The sequence below is a fragment of the Lysinibacillus zambalensis genome (assembly GCF_040183165.1).
GTDB lineage: Bacteria > Bacillota > Bacilli > Bacillales_A > Planococcaceae > Lysinibacillus > Lysinibacillus zambalensis.
Window position 1 is genome coordinate 528,572 of sequence record NZ_JBEGDG010000001.1, and the last position, 20,567, is coordinate 549,138.

Here is a 20,567-nt window from a genome sequence, read left to right on the forward strand (position 1 = left end):
TAGATTTTTAAGCGCCTCATTCAAAAAAATTTCTGGTTTTCAACACTAAAAAGCTCTCGTTTCAAAAAAAACGAGAGCTTCAATATTTATTACTCATTATCGACTTCTCACGAACAACAGCTTGTACCATTGATTCACGATAAACGGTAACACAGACAAGCTATAAATAAAGCCTAATTGTGCGGTACTTAATGTGGCAACTTCAAACACACCTGTAAGCATTGGAATAAACAATACTGCGTGTAAACTTAAAAAACCAATTAAGAATGCAAGCCAAGTATATTTATTCGAAAATAGTCCAATGGCGAAGATAGATTCTTTAGCTCTGGAGTTAAAGCCATGCACTAATCGTGACAAGCATAATGTTGTAAATGCCATCGTACTTGCCGTTAAAGTATCTCCCGTTGACAAACCGATTTCAAAGGCAACCGTTGTCGAAATGGCAATTAATATTCCTTCGAGCACCACTTGAGTAGTAAATGCTTTATTTAATAATGGTGCATGAATATTTCGAGGTTTGTCCTTCATTGTTTTTTTATTATTCGGCTCTAAACCAATTGCAATCGCCGGTAAACTATCCGTTAGTAAGTTAATAAATAATAGATGCACAGGTGCAAAAGGAACTGGCAAACCTAATATTGTTGCATATAAAACAACAAAAATGGCACCCGCATTCCCAGATAATAAGAACAAAATAGCGTTTTTGATATTCGTATAAATACTTCTACCGTTTGCAATAGCCTTTACAATCGTTGAAAAATTATCATCCGTTAGTATCATAGAGGAGGCATCCTTCGCGACCTCTGTACCGGTAACTCCCATTGCCACACCAATGTCGGATTGTTTTAGTGCAGGACCATCATTAACACCATCTCCTGTCATGGCGACGACATGCCCTTTTTCTTGCCATGCTTTCACGATACGAATTTTTTGAGCAGGTGTTACTCGGGCATAAACAGAAAAATCGTTAACCTTTTCTTGAAGCTGCTGATCTGATAAGCCTTCTATTTCATGCCCTTCAATCGCTTCAGAGGGATCATTTAAAATCCCGATTTGATTGGCAATAGCCGTTGCCGTAATTTTATGATCACCTGTAATCATCACCGGCTTGATACCAGCTTTTATACATTTTTCAACCGCACCTTCTGATTCTTTTCTTGGAGGATCCATCATCGCGATTAAACCAACAAAGATTAAATCTTTTTCGGCTCTTACATCGATTGCTCGATGTCCCTTTACCTCTTTGTAGGCAACCGCTAGTACCCTTAACCCCTTCATAGAAAAATCACGATTTACTGCTTCGATTTTTTGGCGTTGTTGTTTTGTAATATTAAATATGCCTTTTGAAGTTTCAATCTTTACAATTTTAGGAAGAAGGACATCTAATGCTCCTTTTGTAATCATAATAGATTGCTGATTGATCGTATTCACAGTACTCATGAGCTTTCTATCTGAATCAAAAGGGATTTCGGCCACTCTTGGATAATAATCTCTTACTAATAATTCGTCAAAATCATATTGTTTCCCTAATTTTACGAGTGCAACCTCAGTAGGATCACCGATTTCCTTACCGTCCCTTTCCACTGCATCACTACATAATATTGCCTTTAACATAAGATCTTTCTCAACTGCATTTTCAGTGTATAGCTGATCATGTGGAATCACTTTTTCATCCACATAAACCTCTTGAACAACCATTTTATTTTCAGTTAAAGTTCCCGTTTTATCTGAACAAATGACAGATACACTTCCAAGACTTTCAACAGCATAAAGCTTTCGAATAATGGCATTTTCCTTGGCCATTTTCTGTGTCCCAAAAGCCAGCACAATAGTAACAATCGAGCTTAACGCTTCTGGAATTGCTGCCACGGCAAGTGAAACAGCAAACATAAACGATTCTACAAGCGCACGTCCTCTAACAAGGTCAATCACGAAAATAGCTAGACAGATTAACGTAATCCCTAAAGCTAATTTTTCTCCGAAATGATCTAAACTTACTTGTAACGGTGTTTTCTTCTCTTTGGCAGTATCTAGTAAATTTGCAATTTTGCCGATTTCAGTCTGCATACCGATAGCTGTAACCATGACAATACCACGACCAGTTGTCACATAGCTTCCAGAGTATACCATGTTCTTTTTATCAGCAACTGTTACATTGCTTTCCTTAATGGCATCAACACTTTTCCCTACAGCGATTGATTCACCTGTCAGCGAACTTTCATTGATATGCAAATTATGACTTTCTAATAATCTCCCATCTGCATTGATATAATCGCCAGCCTCCAAATAAAGAAGATCTCCAACGACTAGATCTTCTGAAGCAATCTCTATTAGCTGATTATTTCGCATTACTTTGGCAATTGGGGAGGTTAAGGCTTTTAAATTATCCAAAGACTGTTCTGCCTTGACATGCTGAACAGTACCTAGGATAGCGTTTAATATAACGACAACCATAATGACAACGGTGCTTCCTACTTCTCCTAATAGAAATGAAACGAAAGCAGCAATGATTAAAATAATGACTAATAAATCTTTAAACTGTCCAAAGAAAACGGCGAATGCACTTGTTTTTTTCCCTTCCGCTAATACATTATAGCCGTATACTTCCTGCCTCTTTTGAACGTCATAATCACTCAATCCTTGATCTGTCACGTTCAAAGTTTTCATCACTTCAGCTGATGATTGTTGATGATATTCTGACATTCGATTCCCCCTCCATGTGAAATTATTAGACAATCATGCCAATTAAGTAACTCACAGCATCCTCCCTTTCCTGAGAAAATGCTGTTATTAGTTAACAAGTTAGATTCCCATTAGTAGACCCCTTTGAATTATCTATCTTAGGCAGAGAGCACATAATATATCCTAAAAATAGTATTGAATCATCAGGCTCCCGATCTATTGAGCCCCTAAAATACTTTAACTACAACAATCTATTCCTTGTCCTATTCCAGTATGATAATAATCGATATAGAAATTAAATATTTGTTTAATATTGAACATATAAAATAAAGTGAAACTTGAATCAGTAGGGTTTTACGGGTAGTTCATGCGAGATAAATCGCGATGAAAATGAAGCGATATCGAACATAATAACCTCCGCTTACTAGCTATGTGAGCAAAAAAAGACATTTGGAATATAACTATTCCAAATGTCCTTCACCACATGCATAGACTCCCGATAGGCCAGTCTTGCAAATATTATATTATTTTAGTTATCTTTCTTTATTTGCGGATAATAAATAATCGAGTGCATTACGAGTTGTTATGTGCCGATTTCATCCCTAACTCAGCCCCATCTGAAACTGGCGCTCTTTTTATAGAAAAAATTGCACAGCCTAGAGCACATAAAACTAAAATGGCACCGAAGCCAGCTAGATGCTTAGCGGATCCTGTAACAGCAAACACAGCCCCACCAACAGCTGAACCAATAGATATACCGATTTGTAATGCAGCAGTATTTAAGCTTTGTTGAATATCAGACGTTTTTGGATCAGTTTCTATTAAATAATTTTGTAATGGAGGGGTAAGTGCCCAGCTAAGTGCACCCCATAAAACTGTCACGACTAAAAAGAGTGGAAAAGCAACAATTGTGTAAGGAATACTAAACAATACAACGGCAAATGTAGAGACAACAATTAGAATGGCTTTACCAGTACCAATTTTGTCACTCAGCCAACCACCAAGAGCATTCCCACTGACGGACGCTATTCCGAAGATTAGATAACAGATACTAATCCAAGAAGCACTCATATCAAATGCTTCTACTAAAAATGGTGTTAAATATGCATAAAGCATATAATGACCAGCAAGCATAAACAGTGTTGTTAATTGTGCACTTAAGATTTTTAAATTCGCTAATGATTTAATTTGAGCCTTTAATGGGACAATTTCTACAACTGGCATTTTTTCAAGCAATAACGCAATAAGCATCATAGATATAGTTGAAAGAAGTGCGATTCCTAAAAATATAGCTCTCCATCCAAATGCTTCCGAAACAAATATCCCAATTGGTACACCGATGACAAGTGCCGAACTGACGCCTATGAAAACAAGCCCTAACGCTTTTGCACGATGTCTTGGTTCAACAATTTTTGTTGCAATCGTTAAGGATAAGACGATGACCAATGCAGTACTCATCGCCGTGAAAATTCTAGCAATCATGACGATCAAGAATGTCGTACTAAAATACGTCATAAGATTACCTAAAGTAAAAATAAATAAAGAAATAAGATATAGGCGCTTCCGTTCCACTTTTGCGGTTAATGATAAAAGGACAGGCGCAGATATCGCATAGACGAGAGCAAATATTGTAATTAATTGTCCCGCTGTTGATAAGGACACATTTAAATCTTTTGCAATTGTTGGTAATATACCACCTACAATTAATTCCACCAATCCTACCCCAAAGGTAGTAACGGCCAGAATGTAAACTCTCCAATTCATAATTATCACCCTTCTGTTCCACTTTCATTTTTGTAGGGAGATAAAAGAAAAAAATCCTGACTACAAAAATGAAGCACGATTTTTGTAGTCAGGATTTTATGGTTCCTGGTAGAGACCCTCAATCCATATTATTGAGGTTATACATATCAAATATTTACGTTAGCTATATTAGCATATTGAATTTTGCATGACAACATTTTTTTATTATTTCTTTCTTGTCATCCATAAACTTAGTTCACTATAGCACTCTCATTCATTGAAGTACAACCGCTTACCTACTAAAAAATCATATTAAAAGAAAGAAATTTCAGATTTTACTTATATTTTTTCAAGTTTAACCATACATACTAATATAACAGAACATTGTGAGGTGATTGTTTGCGTATAGTAGGTTTAGTATGCTATTTTTTATTGTTGTTTTATGGTGTGGAACCAGTAACAGAAGAACTCTCAATCAATCAACAAGCAATCAATTCTCCTAGTCTGAGCGAACAGCAAATCCCGATAAAAGAAACGGTTGAAAATTCAACAGTTTGTACCTATTATTCCACTTATAAAGTATGCAAAGATTTATCAACGAAATAAAAATAGAGGCTACTCAACGGAGGGCACTGAAAAACTTATGTTTTCATAAAAGCGAACTTTTTTCAGATAAAAATAAGGCACTTCTTGTTCAATTTTGAACAGGAAGTGCCTTATTTCTGTCTCTATTCCTTATTCATTTTCGTTTAGTAGCTTTAATATCCGTTTCAAATTGGCAGCGAATATCGTTGTAGCGGACCCGCAGCCGATGCCGTATCGTACCCGTGTCCGTTTTTTAATTCACTATTCTTCGCTTCTACTTTGTAGCGATTTACGGCTAATTGCTTAAATGCTTCCGTATTTTGAAATGCCTCTTGTTCGGCATGTGTATCCGACTTAATTGTGACAGAATATGTTTTACTTTTTGCGCCTTCTTTATAACAGCCCTTTCGACTCCTACGGGAAAGCGAGACAGACGAGACCCCGCACGAAGCGAAGCGTAGGAGGGGGCTCGGCGCTCGCCCGCGGAAAGCGAGCGGAATGCTTCGGGGAAAACAACAGTAGAGTCACAGTGCCAAATGAAAAAAGCGAGGTATTCAACGATTTAATCGTTGAATACTTCGCAATGTGAGAAGATATAGACTTTTTCAGTGCCCTCTACTCAACGTAGCCTCTTTTTCACTGCAAGTCCAGATTTAATTTACTTTGAACCAATATGGAAACGATTAAACGGATATATTGTTAATTTAGCTTCACCATAGACGGCATCTTTAGAAATTAAGCCATAATGGCGGCTATCAGAACTTCTTAAACGGTTGTCCCCGAGTACAAGATACTTACCCTCAGGTACCTTTTTCTCATTTACTAATTGCTCTAACGTAAAATTTTCTGTAATTCGCAATTGCTTCGGATCATCTGTTTGACGATTCACATAATCCTCTTTATAAGCTTTTCCATTTACATACAAAACATCGTCTTTCATTTCAACTGTATCACCTGGTAGGCCAACTACTCGTTTAATATATAGCTCATCCTCTGTTGGTGATTGAAAGACAATTTGATCAAAGCGTTCAATTTTACTCATTTTACTTACAATAATAATATCCTTATCATGATAAGTTGGGTACATAGAAGCCCCTTGTACTTTAATCGGTGCAAATAAAAATTGCTTACAGCCTAAAACAACTATAGCGGTAATTACAATAATTTTAAGATAGGATATTATATCCTGTTTGAAACTACTTGTTTTCTCTTCTTGCATGCTCATACCCCGATACTGTTTTTTTATAGTATAACATTTTCTACAGTATATGGACGAATTTTCACATAAATTGTTTCATGTTCATAAAAAATAGACAAAGCTATTTTATAACTTTGCCTAGATGCATTTTCAATTATGAGTGGTTACTTTACGTAGTAGTAGAGTGTTGCTGATTAGTTAATAAGTCAACTGTTAAAACAATACCTACATGTAATGCAACTGCTAAAAAAAATGTACCTATAATCATCACAATCACTCCTTCAACCATTTCTAACACAATTATACATCAATTTTCTGATATTTCAAATAAATAAATCAATAAATTAATTATGTCTCGGCATAATTGCGTCCGGTATCGGCTTTGTGCTTAGGCCTGCGTGAATAAGGGCACGATGTCGGTCATTTCGGTATGCCACAGGACATGGCGTTCTTAGACTAAGTACCTCTATTTCAGCGAATCTCTTTTGTACCGAAAGCGTAGCTGCAGGTACAGGTGTTTGGACACCCACTGAAAGTAGTTAAAATAAAAAAACCATTCAACTAGGCATGCACCCTACCTGAATGATTTTTTATGTTTCACATGAAAATTTTTAAGCACAATAGTTGTAGATGACGCATAGCTGAACTGAATGAATTTTTTTGAACTTTACGCTTAGGCACATAGCTTTGCATGCAATTGTTTACAGCTGTATACCTAAGCACCTGGGTCCTTCCATTCATGTATCTCCCTCCCCTCATTGTCAAAAAGTTTACAACTATCGTACTCAAATTGTTACTCTTTTATTGCAAATGCGCTTTTAATTCCGATTTTATTTTTTCTAGTTCGGTCTCTTTAGGGATGAAATACCATATGTTATCAATTCTTTTGCCATCTCCCTCTTTAAATGACAATTGCTCAAGATTACCATCCATATTTTTATAAATACTTTGTAATTGAATTAAATCCTTCATCGTAAAATTCATACGAACATTATCTCCTACAACATCAAGCATATCTGAAGCCTTTAATAATATAGAAGATTTCGATGAGGCTTTTTTCAAAACCGCTTCAATAATTTGTCGTTGGCGAATTTGACGACCGAAATCACCACGAGGATCTTCATAACGAATACGTGAGAAGATCAGTGCATTATCACCATCTAAAGTTATCTCACCCTTCGGATAATGATAAGAATCAAAGGTTAAGTCCATGTCATTCTCAATGGTCACCCCACCAATCGTGTCAATAATTTGCAGGAAGCCATCCATATTAACAAACACATAATAATCAATAGGTATATCTAAAAAATGCTCCACCGTATCGACTGCCATTGGGACACCTCCAAATGCATAGGCATGGTTGATTTTATCGACGGAATTATGTCCAATAATTTCAGTACGAGTGTCTCGAGGTATACTGAGCATCTTCATCGTTTGTTTTTCAGGGTTCACTGTAATGACAATCATCGTGTCAGAACGTCCACTGTCATCTTTTCGTTCATCCACTCCAAGCATTAACACGGAAAACGGGTCTTTTTTCGTAACTATTTTTTGTTCTTTACTTTCATCTGTTGTTTCAATTAATGGTGTATTTATTTTATTCATTGTTTTTTGGATAGTGTAATAAGCAGTACCTATAAAAATTAAAAAAATCGTTAATAAGCCACCTACTATCCAAAGCAAAATTTTCTTCTTGCTCTTTTTTTCTTTAGTGCGTTTTGTGTTTTTTTCCATACATAAGTCCTCTCTTGCAAAAATTTACCCTACTTTTTGACGTATTAAGTTGGAAAAAAGTTAATATAGTCTAATTATATGCATATCGGACGAAAAAAAGACGTACACTAATATTTACTAATAACACATAATATTACTTTATTTGTAAAATAAACTTCGATTATTTAATGTCTGCTAACAAGAAACTTATATAATGCCACTATGTTTTATACAAACCAGCACTCTATGTCCGCATTCAGCTCATGACCTATTGAAGTTGCAGACTGGCCTTCGCTTTCTACTACAAAAAGGTAAAATACAATAGAAAAAGGGGCAAGACACCTTTACATTTTATTAAAAGTTAAAAGTCAATAGTTAAAGTAATGCACTTTATATTTCAGGATCCTTTATACAATGTGCAACATTATAATATGCTATTTTAAAGTTTAACTAACTTTGATATTAGTTAAGCTTTATTTGAAAATATAGTTTAGGTATATTTAACAAAAGTAAGTTTCGGGAATTTTTTCTTTCCGTTATTCAACTAAACCATATAAAAAATGGTCAACCAGTAATATCTGGCTGATCTTATAATACGAACGGTGCAGGTTCGTTGAATAGCAATTAAGTGTGACTGGAAGAATTGTCGATGATGTACCAAAGTGTCTTATGTATTTTCAAATTAAGTTTATGGATTACTTGGAATTTGTAGGGTTAATCATAATAGTGAAATTCAAAACCGTTTTCTGGTTCGCCAACTTCATATCCCAATAATTTTGTAGCTCTATTCTTAAATAATGTAATCCATTCATTCCATTCTTCTGATGGTAATTTAGCATAGAATTGTAATCCACTTGATTCAATACTAACTTCTATCAACTTACCATCTGAACCATACCACTGTGGCCAGCCGTTTACAAAGTTGTTCCAGTTAGGCATTTCTCTATATAAACGCTCCAACTTATCCCAAACTTCTTGCGGGGCTGAATAATGAATATTCAAATTAATATTGTATATTTCCATATGTTCTCCTTTTAATATTTAGATTTATAAGTTGTTAATTCTTGATTTTATTCGCTAATTCAACCAAAAGGCGAACTTCTGAATCTTTGATAAGCTCGTACACTGAATTTGAATAGCCCATATCTACAAATAACCTTGCAGTAAGATGAGTCATACTATTTTTATCTGTGTATTTAGAAAATAATATCTAACGCTTTTTTAACACTTTCAAAAAATGCATCGGCATTTGTATTGCTGTCAATACCACTCTGATTTTGGTATCTGCTGTGTAGATATATTCAAACGACTAATTGTATTCCGACTTTTATTGGTTAGATTTATTTTATTTCATGCATTAAATAATCTTCAACAACAACTCGTATTTTTTCTTCTTTATCATCCATTGCACTCGTTCCCCTTGAAAATTACTTTCTTCCTCTAACCCTTTGAAAAAGGGAAGTAAACAATTTTAATAGGATGTTGCAGAGCTCTTATCAATTCGTCCTAAATAGTCATTTAAATAATTTGTTAATGGTAAAAATGGTTGGTTTTCTTTAAATACTAAAAGCTTATACTTGCTTTCTATATGCTTTGGGCCGTATTCATACAAACATGCACCTCCACTAATTAAAAACAACTAATATTACTTTAACTTTTCACTTCTTAACAAATTAAAAAAATGCACACCACTAAATTTATTTTAGTAATGTACATTTTCATAATTTGTGCAACATTATAAACAAGTTATATTAGAATCAATCACCATGTACAATTACTTGTTTTTAATCTTACAGATTAGTGCTTTGACCCTTTTACACCTGCAGCTGACGCTACGCTTTTGCTACAAAACATATGCTGAAAAGAAATTAAACTATATTGTTCAACATTCTTACATTTCATTTGCAATCTGTTTGACAATTTCATCAATAGTTGGGATAGGTGAAGTTTTATTGGCCTGTGTCAAAATACTAAAGATATACCACTTGCCACTCTTTCCTTTTACATAGCCACACAAAGCATATGTTCCAGAAATATAGCCTGTTTTAGCAGATACACTATAGCCCTTCATACGATTTTCTAAAGTCGCACCAACAAGGTTGCCCTTTCTTCCTGCATGCGGTAATGCATCTAAATATGAGGAATACCAGGATTTATTGCGAACGTTATATAATAATAGACTTACTTGCATACTGCTTACTCGATTTTGATGACTTAAACCTGAACCATCTTCAATATACCACTGCTCCATATTAAGCCCAATATCATTACCATACGACCGAATCGCTTTAATGCCAGCCGACCAGCTTCCTTCACCAAGTAACTTTCGCCCGAGTTGTTTAGTAAACATATCACCCATCCCATTAATGCTTAGCTTTAAATACATAAAGTTAATATCCTGTAATGGCTTTGAATATGAAATAGCTACTTGTTGTGCATTTTCAGGTACCTTTCCAGTTTCAAGAGGCATTGTTTGGATACCTTTCGCTATTAATTTTTCTCGGAATACGTCAAGTGTATATAGCGTTGGATGATAGACAGCTACATTTGTACTTTCCTGTGAATCTGCTGGTAAGTTACCTGTTACAATGATTTGATCTGTACCGTATTCTCTTGTAATTTTCACTGTACTTTTCTCGTACTTGTTCACAACTTTTGTTTTGTTGACTATCGGAATAGTACTTGCAAACGGAACAAGCTGGACATTACCCGTAGTACCAACCTTTGAGCCTGTCACTTTCACTTGCACAGTTGCAATATCATACTGATCATTTGGCGAAATCGTTAATGCAGAAATGCGCGAAGCATAAGATTGATCCTCTTCTTCAGGGACAATTCCCTTCGGTAAACGATCTGCATCAAACCAAGTATCATCCCCGATTAAAGAACCTGTAATTTTCGAGATACCCAGCTTTTTCAATTCATTTGAAAACGATTCTAAATGAACAGGTAAAAGCGTTGGATCTCCCCCGCCTTGTATATAAATATTACCGTGAAGAACACCATCTTCAATTGTGCCATCGACATATGTCTTCGTAGCAAAGCGATAGTCAGGCCCTAATAAATCCAAAGCAGCAGCGCTAACTAAAAGCTTGAGCGAAGAAGCAGGGCGTATCATTTTATCTCCATTTCTATTGTAAAGTACTTCCCCAGTTTCTATATCTCGTACTGTTATACTATACTCATTGTTCTTCCAATTTCCAGCAAGGACGCTATTCACTTTTGTTGTCATCGTTTGCTTTCGAGCTCTTTCCTTCACAAAAAAGGTGATTGGCAAACAACAAACCATTAAAATAATCATAAAAAAAATAATTTTCTTTTCATAGACCCTCCAATTGGCAATTTTTACTTCAACACTTTATCCCGCAGGAAAAATCAGCATTTTACACAAAAATAATATGTCAACTTTTTTATTCGACAAGAATAAACTGTAATAGCTAGCTAAATCATTTCGGGAAAGGAGTTGTTTATAAATGGGTGCTAAATGGATAAAGATTTCAGTCTTATATTTAGTGATTGTTTTGGCTTTTGGACTGTTTATGCATTATACAATTCAACTCGAATGGACGGCGACACACGCCCACATTGGTGTAGTAGGTTGGCTGACAACTGGTTTAATCGGTTTAATTTATTCAATATATAAAGATGCAGCCGAGACAGGACTGGCAAAAGCACAATTTTGGTTCTACAATCTCGGATTGCCGTTCCTCTTGGTCGGTATGATGATGGTTCATATAGATGTACCAAGCTGGTTATTTGAGCTCTTTGTATCTGGTGGCGGTATCGCAGTAGCAATTTCCGTACTGTTCTTTTTTGTCAATGTCTTTAAAAATGTAAAATCTTAAATAGAAAGCCTCACTTTTTCTCAAAGTGAGGCTTTCATTTTGTCGGAGTTTAAATATTATTGCAATGAATTCGCCTGCATTTGATACATTTTTTCATAAATGCCGCCCTGTGCTAATAGCTCATCATGTGTGCCACGCTCGACAATCTTGCCTCGATCTAACACAAGAATACGATCGGCATTTTTAATAGTAGAAAGTCGGTGAGCGATAATAAATGTTGTACGTCCTTTTTTCAGTACATCCATCGCATGCTGAATAATCTCCTCTGTTTCCGTATCTATATTAGAAGTAGCCTCATCTAAAATTAAAATTGCCGGGTCAAAGGCAAGGGCACGCGCAAAGGAAATTAACTGGCGTTGCCCAGATGACAATGTGCTCCCCTTCTCAATAACAGGCTCATCATAGCCATCTGGCAAGTTCGCTAAAACACGTTCTCCCCCAACAGCCTTTAATGACGCTTCTATTTTTTCTCGTGAAATTTTAGGGTTATTTAGGCTAACGTTCGAAGCAATAGTACCTGTAAATAAGTATGGATCCTGTAAAACAATACCCATATGTTCACGCATCGTTTGACGAGGAACCGAAGTGATGTCGATTCCATCAATCGTAATTTTCCCTATAGATGGGTCATAGAAACGGAACAATAAGTTCATAATAGAGCTTTTCCCAGATCCTGTATGGCCTACTAAGGCAATTGTTTCACCTTGGTGTGCTTCAAATGATAAATTTTTCAATACGTAATCATCATTTTTATAGGCAAAGGAAACATCTTCGAACACCACATTTCCTTTATATCGAGGCATACTTTTTTCAGCAACTGGCTCCCCGTTCGTATCTAACACTTCAAAGACACGCTTTCCTGCAACGAGTGAGCGCTCAAGCTGAGAAAATTGATTGACGATATTCGTGATTGGATTAAATAATCTCGTTAAATAATCGACAAAGGCATATAGTGTCCCCGCAGAAATAACTTCCGTGGCCGTAAATGACTGTGTACTAAAGTAGAAAATAAAGACCGTAAACATAATTAGTCTTAATGTATTAACAAGGTTGAAGGACGTTGCAGAATCAAGGAAAAGTAGCTTGCGTTCATATGCGTAATGCTCATTATTCATATCATCAAATTCCTTCGTCATTTGCTGCTCACGACGGAATGCTTGAATAATTGTCATTCCTTGAATCGATTCATTAATCATTGCGTTAATATCGGCAATTTTCGTTCTGATGACATCATTATATTTCGAGGCCACTTTACGGTATAAAATCATCCAAAAATAAACGACTGGTATCATAGTCAATGCTAACAATGCCATTTTCCAATTTAAAATGAAGAGTGCGATATAAACACCCACAATAGAAATAAAACTCGTAACGAAGTTTGACAGTACTTGAACGTATAAATTACGAACAGCCTCGGTATCATTCGTTACACGGGCTACAATTTTTCCTGCTGGTAAATTATCGAAGTATTGAATTGGCAATGTTTGAATATGCTCAAATACATCCTTACGTAATTTTTGTACAACACGGTTGGCACCCATTTGTAAATAAATATACATAAAATAGCGTAAAACAGCTGTAGCTATTGCTAAAAGTAAGTAGACAAGTAATAACCAAGTAATTGGTTTTAATTCAATGTGACCAATTGTCATGTAATTATCAATAATATGCTTTGCAATAAACGGCCCAACAAGCTCCGTAAAGACGGCGATTGTTAAGAAAAATAATCCTAGTAGAATCGTCTTTTTAAAATACATTGCATAGCGTGTTAAACGTTGACTTGTACTCATGAGGCACCTCCTTCAAGCTGCTGACGGTCAAATTGCTCTTTATACCATCCTTGTTGTGAAAGAAGCTGCTCATGCGTTCCCTGCTCTACAATTTGGCCTTCATCTAGCACGATAATTAAATCGGCATGTTGAATTCCTGATAAACGATGCGTAGTAATAATCGTCGTTTTATCTTGTCGTTCTCGCTGTATATTTTCAATAATTCTTGCCTCCGTCTTGGCGTCTACAGCAGAAAGCGAGTCATCAAGCATTAAAATTTCAGGGTCTTTAATAAGAGCACGCGCAATGGAAACACGTTGCTTTTGACCACCTGAAAGAGATACACCCTTTTCACCAACAAGTGTCTCAAGGCCCATTGGTAAATTTTTTAAATCTTTTTCAAAGTATGCAGAACGAATCGCCTGATGCAATTCAGACTGTGTAGCATCTTCTTTCCCAAATAAAATATTTTCACGAATAGTACGTGAGAATAGAACATGATCTTGTGGAACATAACCAATCCAATCGAGTAACTGTTCCTTCGTTTGTGCAGCAATATCTACCCCATCAATCGATAGCTGTCCCTCGCCGATTGGATACTCACGTAATAACTGTCGCAGGAAGGTCGTTTTTCCCGCTCCCGTTTTACCAACAATTCCAAGTGTTTGCCCCTTTTTCAACGACAAAGAAATTCGCTGAAGGTTTTTCACCTGACTCAGTGGATATTGAAAAGTTAAATCATCAAAGCCAATCGCATTCGGTATCGCAATTGTTTGTGGATTTGCAATATTTCGAACATCTGCCTCGTAGTTTAGTGTTTCCTGTACGCGATCAAGAGAGGCGTTACCTTGCTGCATCACGTTTATAAGTTCCCCAATTGCAAATATTGGCCAAACTGCTAGCCCTAAGTAAACATTGAACGTTACAAGTTGCCCAACTGTCATAGCCTCAATTGCTACTAAATGAGCACCATAGCCAAGCGCTACAACATAACTAATCCCAGTACCGACCTTTGTAATCGGTCCAAATAAGGCGTTAATTTTTGCGGTATGCATATTTTTTTCATACACGATCTCGCTCATCTCTGCAAAATTTGCTTCGTCCTTTTTTTCTTGTACGTATGCCCGTACAACTCGCACACCTGCAACCGACTCTAGAACACTATCATTCAGTTCACCAAAAGCATCCTGCGCCTTCATATAGCGTTCATGCACTATTTTCCCTAAATATTGAATAAGGACGGCCATGATCGGAACTGGCAGCATTGCAAAAAAAGTAAGTTTCCACGAAATCATATAACCCATCGCAAAAATAATAAAGCCCATGTAGATGGTAGAATCGATCAATGTCATAATCCCAAACCCAGCAGTCATCGACACTGCGTTTAAATCATTCGTCGCACGGGCCATTAAATCTCCGGTACGATTTTTTTCATAAAACGTTGGTGTCATGCGCAAAAAATGCTGCATAAGGTTTCGACGCAAAATTTTCTCTAGGTTAATAGCCCCTTCAAATAGTCTGAATTGCCACACAAAATTAAGGGTATACCCCCCAATAATGATACATACGAAAATCAAAATATACTTCGTTAAAAGAGCTGGCGTCATTTCACCAGCAGTCAATAAATCGATAATTGACCCTAGCAAATACGGTGGAACAACTTCTAAGCCACTCGCGATCATTAATAACACAACAGCTATTGTATATTGCTTCCAATACTCCTTAAAAAACCAGCTTAATTTACTTAAAACATCAAACATACGTTATAACCTTCTTTCTCTAGTGCTGTTAAAGCTTTGCTACCCACTATCCATAAATACCTTGATGAAAATCATTCTTTGTACTTCGTTTCGCATACACATACACTCCTTCTTCATGTTCACTACAACCCTTTTTTGCAACAAAAAAGACACATACCCAAAAAAAGAGCATGTGTCTCTTAATAAAAGGCAAGGAGTAACCCATGCCTTTTATTGCAATGTAAAATAAAATGTTAGAAGACATGGACAATGTATGCAGTTGTTATTTGAAATGATACTGATAAAATTAACATCGTCATGCCCTCCTTTACTTAAGTTTGTTATAGTGTTCTTGAAGATTATCACATCTTAGAAATATTTGTCAACCAACTTGCTGTTATTTTTTACGTTTTTCAGGAAATAATTAGCGCTTTAAAGCAATGAATTCCTATATATGGCGAGGCCTCATTGCGTCCGAAGGCTTTTGGCCAACAGATTTCGCGTAAAGCGGGGCGGCAGCAAAGTGTTTTGTCTGTGCGAAAGCGCAGCGACAGCGACAGCAAAGTGTTTTGTCTGTGCGAAAGCGCAGCGACAGCAACAGCAAAGTGTTTTGTCTGTGCGAAAGCGCAGCGACAGCAACAGCACGATGTCGGTCACTCAGGCGTTTTCACAGGATGTGAAGTTCTTAGCCTGAGTTCCTCTATTTCAGCGAATGTTTGACACCTGCTGAAAAATGCAGGAAGACTTTATCGAACAAAGCTAGTACGATGGGGTCCAAATCAATTTATCGGAACATTTTTTCGAATTATCGGAACAAATTTTTGATTTATCGGAACAATTTTAAGGTTTATCGGAACAACTTCAATATTTATCGCCTAACTTTAATTTATCGCTCAACTTTTTTTATTTATCACCCAACTTTTAAACTTTATCACTTCAAGAGGTCAAAATTATGTGGTTTTAACTCTTTTTAGTATATTTGATTCCATATAACTATAGAAATATATCTAAATTGATTCTCTCATGATACACTTTTCAATATAGACATTTTAGTAAGGAGTCTTTACTTTGAAATCATTTTTAGCTGTTGGGATCGGCGGGTTTTTGGGTGCCATCTGTCGATATAACCTTGGTCAAGCATTTCAAAATACAGGTGGTTTTCCAATTGCAACACTTTGTATGAACTTAATTGGCTGCTTTTGTTTAGCGTGGCTATTTACTATGTTTACAAAGCGTACGCCTATTATTTTAGGAATTGGCACTGGTTTTTTAGGTGCCTTTACGACATTTTCGACCTTTTCTTTAGAAACGCTATTACTTTTGCAAGATAGTAAGTGGCTACTAGCTATTCTTTATATTTTAGTAAGTGTTTTTGGCGGTTTAGCATGTGCATGGCTAGGATTTAGACTTACGAAGGGGCGCAGCGTATGATAGTTATTGGTATCGGGGGATTTTTGGGTGCATTAACGAGATTTTATCTTGGAAAATTGATTGCTCATCCATACCCATGGGCAACATTTTTTATTAATATAACAGGTTCTTTTGCACTTGGCTTTCTATTTGCATTACAGCCAAGTGATTGGATTTGGCAGTTTATAGGGCTCGGTTTTTTAGGGGCCTATACGACATTTTCAACATTTGGTTTTGAATGTTTGCAGCTCTTGGAACAGAAAAAATGGAAGCAAGTGATTATTTATATATGCACTACCGTTTTATTCGGTTTACTTTTCGCTACACTTGGCTTTTTCCTTGTGTAGTAGCATTTATGACATACTAGAGGTGATTTTTTGACACAGCCATCTATTGAACAATTACAAGCGCTCGAAGCTGAAATTGAACAAACAATATATTCTTTAATCGACTTAGAACTAGAAGAAAACTTTCCAGAAATGAATACCCGCTTTGCACAATTACTTGCAAAGGTCCAGGCTGCTCAGTTAATTGATTATAAACTTGACGTCCTCGTTGATCCTCAAACATTAGCAACTGAAACATGCACTCTTCTACAAAGTTTAATAGAGGCGAAAGCTAGACCACAAAAAAGACAACGACTACTAACACACCGTATGATTTTAAAAATATGGCTACGTAAAAATCAACGCTTTATGACCGAATTTTTACCACAAATGTTTTAGGCGCCTCTTGATGTCTCAAGGGCGCCTCCTTTTAAAGTGGCAATTGCTGCAACACTTCTTTTACTTTTCCTTCAATAGTTAAATCAAATTGTACTGCATGGTGCGCAATATCTAAATTAATATAAGCAGTTTTTCCTTTTGTCATCATTGGAAGTTGATTGACAGGATACACTTCAAGGCTCGTGCCGATAACAAGAACAAGCTCCGCTGCTCTGATTGCTTCCATCGCATTGTTCCAGCTCACTTGCGGTAAGTTTTCTCCAAAAAGCACTACATTAGGGCGTAGTTTACCACCACAATGTACACAACTCTCTTTGTGTAAGAAACTTTCAATTGGAGCAGCTTTCTCGCAGCGATGACAACGAATGGAGCGTATCGAACCATGTAACTCCTCTACCCTTTGACTTCCTGCTAGCTGATGAAAACCATCAACATTTTGCGTAGCAACTAACGATACAATCCCTCGCTTTTCCCAATCAGCTAAAATTTGATGGCCTTCATGCGGTGCTACCTTTTCCAAATTTTCTATGCGCATTTTATAAAACTCATGAAACAATGAATAATTTTGTGCCAATGCTTCTGTAGTAGCTACTGTTCGAGGATCAATATTTTTCCACCAGCCAGATGTCGATCGAAAATCTGGAACTCCACTTTCGGTTGACATACCTGCACCCGTTAAAATGACCGTGCTGTTTGATGATTGTAACCACTCACTTAAAAGTTCATTTGTCATATTTCCCTCCCCCCATCCATGGCATCACCATAAGATGTATAGGTCATTATATGGACTTTCATTTTCACAAAAACGCGATAACTTAATACTTCGACAACAGATCAGTTTTTCCTGTAGTTCAGTGTAGCTATTTCTATCCGTCACCTTGAGGTTTCTTTCCGTCGGTATCGCTGTTCTTTCCGTCGCTCCGAGACTTCTTTCCTTCGTTGAGACCTTGCTTTCCGTCGCTCTGAGATTCCTATACGGCGGCCATAAAAAAACAGCTGAAAAGCATCAGCTGTTCTTACTTTATATATGCTTTGATTTTAATCGTAGGTTTTTCCACATATGATAGTAAACTCCACCAGAGGTCATGAGCGCTGGGACAGTAAATATAATGGAATATGTAAATCCTTGCTCTGCAATGTGTTGAATTGTCCCAGAGGCAAATATCATAAATATCCACAAGACCATAGTGATAGCAAGAGCAATTGATGCTACTAGATTTACAGACTTTGCAAGACGAGCTAATTTATCAATAGAAGACTCTGCATCACTATAAATAGGTGTCGTTTCTGGAGCTGCTTTAAAAATATGCATGTTAGTGCTTGAGCATACATGCGTCCAGCCACCGTAAGCAAATAGTGTAAAATACTCCGCTTCTTCATCTTTCCGTAATTTACGATAATCAATATTAAAAACAGCTTCTTCTGGCTCACCCTTTTCTAGCCCGTAGCCAGCAAATCGCAATCTTTTTAAATGCCAGCCCTTCGCCGCTTTTTCGCTTAATTTTTTCATATCGCGTGCCTCAGAAAAAGCTAAACCAATTGATGGCATATATCTCTTATTTCGCACTATTTTTCCCCCTTTGTAATCCCTGCTCTGCCAAATGAATCATAGTCTTTCTTCGTTCAATATCTTCGAGCAATATTTTACGACCTTTATCCGTTAAGACATAGACCTTTCTACGAGAATCTGAATCATCGTGTAGCTGAATAAGCTGTTCAGCTACTAGTTTTTTTATAATTGTATAAAGGGATGCTGGACCAACTACGAAAGTACCCTTTGTCGTTTCCTCAATTAAACTCATGACCGCATAGCCATGTCTCGGCTCAGTTAAGGCAGCCATAATATAAAAAACAGAATCTGTTAACTGCTCTAATGATTTCATTATTACACCTCCAATATATCAAAAAGTGATATATCGTAAAATAATATATCATTTTATGATATATTGAGCAACCTTGATCCAAAATAAAAAAATCCCCACAAGCCATTACTTGGAGGGGATAAATAATACATGCTTTTTAATTTTTACCGAACGGGGCGATTCCACCGTAGATGATATCTGAACATTACTTTTTTCGTGTTCTTATCTAACAATAGAAACTCATCTCCTGCTTGAATCGCATAATAGTTCTCTAATGTACGAACACCCGGATTTTTTTGCTCAGTATTCACAACACCTATATTTTCTTCCCACAAAATGTGATGGTTTTTCATATCATAAAGTAATACAATACGGTCTGCACTTTCTCGCTTCGTTTGTCGATAGGATACAATGGCTGTTCGTTGTTGCAGATCCACATCTAATACAGCCGGCTCTAGATTCTTGTATGTTTGAATAGCAGGTTACTAAATTCTTCAACTTCTTCGTAATCCTCTAACGGTTGATTATGCGAAGCAAAATAACCTGGAATATCGGATTCTATGAAAAACTTTGTAGAAAGATATTTTTCTGCTTTATTATCTTCCAGTAATTTGTTGCCATCAAAGCGATAAAATTTCCCATCGACACCCTCTAAATAAAGATTATTTTGCAACAAGACTATGGTATGCGAACCATTATTTAAAACATCTATTAATTGTTTGTGTTTTTTCGCAAATTCCTTTTTAGATAGTTTTTCTTTTCCCGTGTGTATATCTAATAATGAAAGATTCCCGTACTCACCGTCACGATGATGAATAAGAAGTCCTCCCATGAAATGGCCAATTAGTGTCTCTTTACTTGAAGAATATTTGGACCACTGTTTTTCACCTGTTTGCAAATTAATTGCTACTAGTTGATGATGTGAAATAATTTGAGTAATCCCATTAGTTGTACCGTTATTTTCAGATCCTTCAACCATTTGGACAGCAATTTTCTGTGCATCATCTGTATAAATAGGAGACTCGGAATTGGTTGGGAAGCTTCGACCAGCTAAGCCAAAAACAATCATTAAAAGATTACCCAAAAAAGCATAAAGGATAAAAGTTATGACAAACGTAGCTTTTAGTCGGCGTTTAAACAAAACATACAATACAAATAAAAGTCCAACGCCAATGATAACGCCTAAAAAGATATCGTGGACTAGCCAACCATTAAAACGCCACGAATCAATATATCGTTGAAAAAAATTGTCCAATTCTCCTCCTCCTCAATTAATTCCTTCTATACTTGAAATAA

20 protein-coding genes, 1 pseudogene and 1 riboswitch are annotated in these 20,567 nt (G+C 36.4%); of the genes and pseudogenes, 5 read left to right on the forward strand and 16 right to left on the reverse strand.

Translation table 11 applies throughout. The features are described from left to right. Positions 1–96: 96 nt before the first annotated feature. A complete protein-coding gene (locus tag ABNX05_RS02595; protein ID WP_349658258.1) occupies positions 97–2,703 on the reverse strand; it encodes a cation-translocating P-type ATPase in 2,607 nt (868 codons plus the stop codon). 552 nt (positions 2,704–3,255) lie between these two features. After that, positions 3,256–4,446 carry an MFS transporter gene (locus ABNX05_RS02600; protein ID WP_349658259.1) on the reverse strand — a complete coding sequence of 397 codons (1,191 nt, stop codon included), beginning with the start codon at positions 4,444–4,446 and terminating at the stop codon, positions 3,256–3,258. A gap of 65 nt (positions 4,447–4,511) precedes the next feature. Beyond that, positions 4,512–4,611: riboswitch (purine riboswitch) on the reverse strand. A gap of 213 nt (positions 4,612–4,824) precedes the next feature. Here ABNX05_RS02600 and ABNX05_RS02605 point away from each other — a divergent pair. Then, positions 4,825–5,031, forward strand: coding sequence for a hypothetical protein (locus tag ABNX05_RS02605; protein WP_349658260.1), 207 nt, complete (start codon positions 4,825–4,827; stop codon positions 5,029–5,031). A 129-nt stretch (positions 5,032–5,160) separates the two neighbouring features. Here the strand turns inward: ABNX05_RS02605 and ABNX05_RS02610 are convergent. The 7 genes and pseudogenes from ABNX05_RS02610 to dacB form a co-directional block, all read right to left on the reverse strand. Then, a pseudogene (locus ABNX05_RS02610) lies at positions 5,161–5,420 on the reverse strand (IS5/IS1182 family transposase); the annotation flags it as partial. A 248-nt stretch (positions 5,421–5,668) separates the two neighbouring features. Beyond that, entirely contained in the window at positions 5,669–6,229 is a 561-nt protein-coding gene (gene lepB / locus ABNX05_RS02615) for a signal peptidase I (RefSeq protein WP_197143477.1), read from the reverse strand. Between the two features lie 148 nt (positions 6,230–6,377). Then, the gene (locus tag ABNX05_RS26340) at positions 6,378–6,476 is read right to left on the reverse strand and encodes a transcriptional regulator (RefSeq protein ID WP_386830290.1); all 99 of its coding nucleotides are present in this window, start codon (positions 6,474–6,476) and stop codon (positions 6,378–6,380) included. Between the two features lie 533 nt (positions 6,477–7,009). After that, a complete protein-coding gene (locus tag ABNX05_RS02620) occupies positions 7,010–7,942 on the reverse strand; it encodes an LCP family glycopolymer transferase (protein WP_349658261.1) in 933 nt (310 codons plus the stop codon). A gap of 693 nt (positions 7,943–8,635) precedes the next feature. Continuing rightward, positions 8,636–8,944 carry a hypothetical protein gene (locus tag ABNX05_RS02625; protein ID WP_349658262.1) on the reverse strand — a complete coding sequence of 103 codons (309 nt, stop codon included), beginning with the start codon at positions 8,942–8,944 and terminating at the stop codon, positions 8,636–8,638. Between the two features lie 448 nt (positions 8,945–9,392). Further along, on the reverse strand, positions 9,393–9,533 hold the full coding sequence (locus tag ABNX05_RS02630) for a hypothetical protein (protein WP_349658263.1): 141 nt from the start codon (positions 9,531–9,533) through the stop codon (positions 9,393–9,395). A 279-nt stretch (positions 9,534–9,812) separates the two neighbouring features. Then, positions 9,813–11,222, reverse strand: a complete 1,410-nt coding sequence (dacB, locus tag ABNX05_RS02635; protein ID WP_349658264.1) for a D-alanyl-D-alanine carboxypeptidase/D-alanyl-D-alanine endopeptidase — start codon at positions 11,220–11,222, stop codon at positions 9,813–9,815. Positions 11,223–11,394: 172 nt separating this feature from the next. Between dacB and ABNX05_RS02640 the strand changes: the two genes are divergently transcribed. After that, positions 11,395–11,766, forward strand: a complete 372-nt coding sequence (locus tag ABNX05_RS02640; protein ID WP_349658265.1) for a hypothetical protein — start codon at positions 11,395–11,397, stop codon at positions 11,764–11,766. Positions 11,767–11,822: 56 nt separating this feature from the next. Here the strand turns inward: ABNX05_RS02640 and ABNX05_RS02645 are convergent, their stop codons facing one another. Then, positions 11,823–13,556 (reverse strand): ABC transporter ATP-binding protein, encoded by a 1,734-nt coding sequence (locus ABNX05_RS02645; RefSeq protein ID WP_349658266.1) that lies wholly within the window; start codon positions 13,554–13,556, stop codon positions 11,823–11,825. Further along, a complete protein-coding gene (locus ABNX05_RS02650; RefSeq protein WP_349658267.1) occupies positions 13,553–15,295 on the reverse strand; it encodes an ABC transporter ATP-binding protein in 1,743 nt (580 codons plus the stop codon). The genes ABNX05_RS02645 and ABNX05_RS02650 overlap by 4 nt, the downstream gene beginning before the upstream one ends. Positions 15,296–16,342: 1,047 nt before the next feature. Here ABNX05_RS02650 and crcB (ABNX05_RS02655) point away from each other — a divergent pair. Genes crcB (ABNX05_RS02655) through ABNX05_RS02665 form a run of 3 tightly spaced genes read left to right on the forward strand, consistent with a single transcriptional unit; the run spans position 16,343 to position 17,409 of the window. Then, positions 16,343–16,705, forward strand: coding sequence for a fluoride efflux transporter CrcB (gene crcB, locus ABNX05_RS02655; RefSeq protein ID WP_349658268.1), 363 nt, complete (start codon positions 16,343–16,345; stop codon positions 16,703–16,705). Beyond that, positions 16,702–17,031 carry a fluoride efflux transporter CrcB gene (gene crcB / locus ABNX05_RS02660; protein WP_349658269.1) on the forward strand — a complete coding sequence of 110 codons (330 nt, stop codon included), beginning with the start codon at positions 16,702–16,704 and terminating at the stop codon, positions 17,029–17,031. Before crcB (ABNX05_RS02655) ends, crcB (ABNX05_RS02660) begins: the two co-directional genes overlap by 4 nt. 30 nt (positions 17,032–17,061) lie before the next feature. Next, complete coding sequence (locus ABNX05_RS02665) at positions 17,062–17,409, forward strand: hypothetical protein (protein WP_349658270.1); 348 nt, start codon at positions 17,062–17,064, stop codon at positions 17,407–17,409. A 31-nt stretch (positions 17,410–17,440) separates the two neighbouring features. Here ABNX05_RS02665 and ABNX05_RS02670 read toward each other — a convergent pair whose 3' ends face one another. From ABNX05_RS02670 to ABNX05_RS02690, 5 genes are all read right to left on the reverse strand, one after another. Further along, the gene (locus ABNX05_RS02670; RefSeq protein ID WP_349658271.1) at positions 17,441–18,142 is read right to left on the reverse strand and encodes an SIR2 family NAD-dependent protein deacylase; all 702 of its coding nucleotides are present in this window, start codon (positions 18,140–18,142) and stop codon (positions 17,441–17,443) included. Positions 18,143–18,430: 288 nt separating this feature from the next. Beyond that, positions 18,431–18,976 (reverse strand): DUF2812 domain-containing protein, encoded by a 546-nt coding sequence (locus ABNX05_RS02675; protein WP_349658272.1) that lies wholly within the window; start codon positions 18,974–18,976, stop codon positions 18,431–18,433. Then, positions 18,966–19,292, reverse strand: a complete 327-nt coding sequence (locus ABNX05_RS02680; protein ID WP_349658273.1) for a PadR family transcriptional regulator — start codon at positions 19,290–19,292, stop codon at positions 18,966–18,968. Before ABNX05_RS02680 ends, ABNX05_RS02675 begins: the two co-directional genes overlap by 11 nt. Before the next feature lie 143 nt (positions 19,293–19,435). Further along, on the reverse strand, positions 19,436–19,708 hold the full coding sequence (locus ABNX05_RS02685) for a hypothetical protein (RefSeq protein ID WP_349658274.1): 273 nt from the start codon (positions 19,706–19,708) through the stop codon (positions 19,436–19,438). A gap of 17 nt (positions 19,709–19,725) precedes the next feature. Continuing rightward, entirely contained in the window at positions 19,726–20,526 is an 801-nt protein-coding gene (locus tag ABNX05_RS02690; RefSeq protein ID WP_349658275.1) for a PA2928 family protein, read from the reverse strand. Positions 20,527–20,567: the final 41 nt, after the last annotated feature.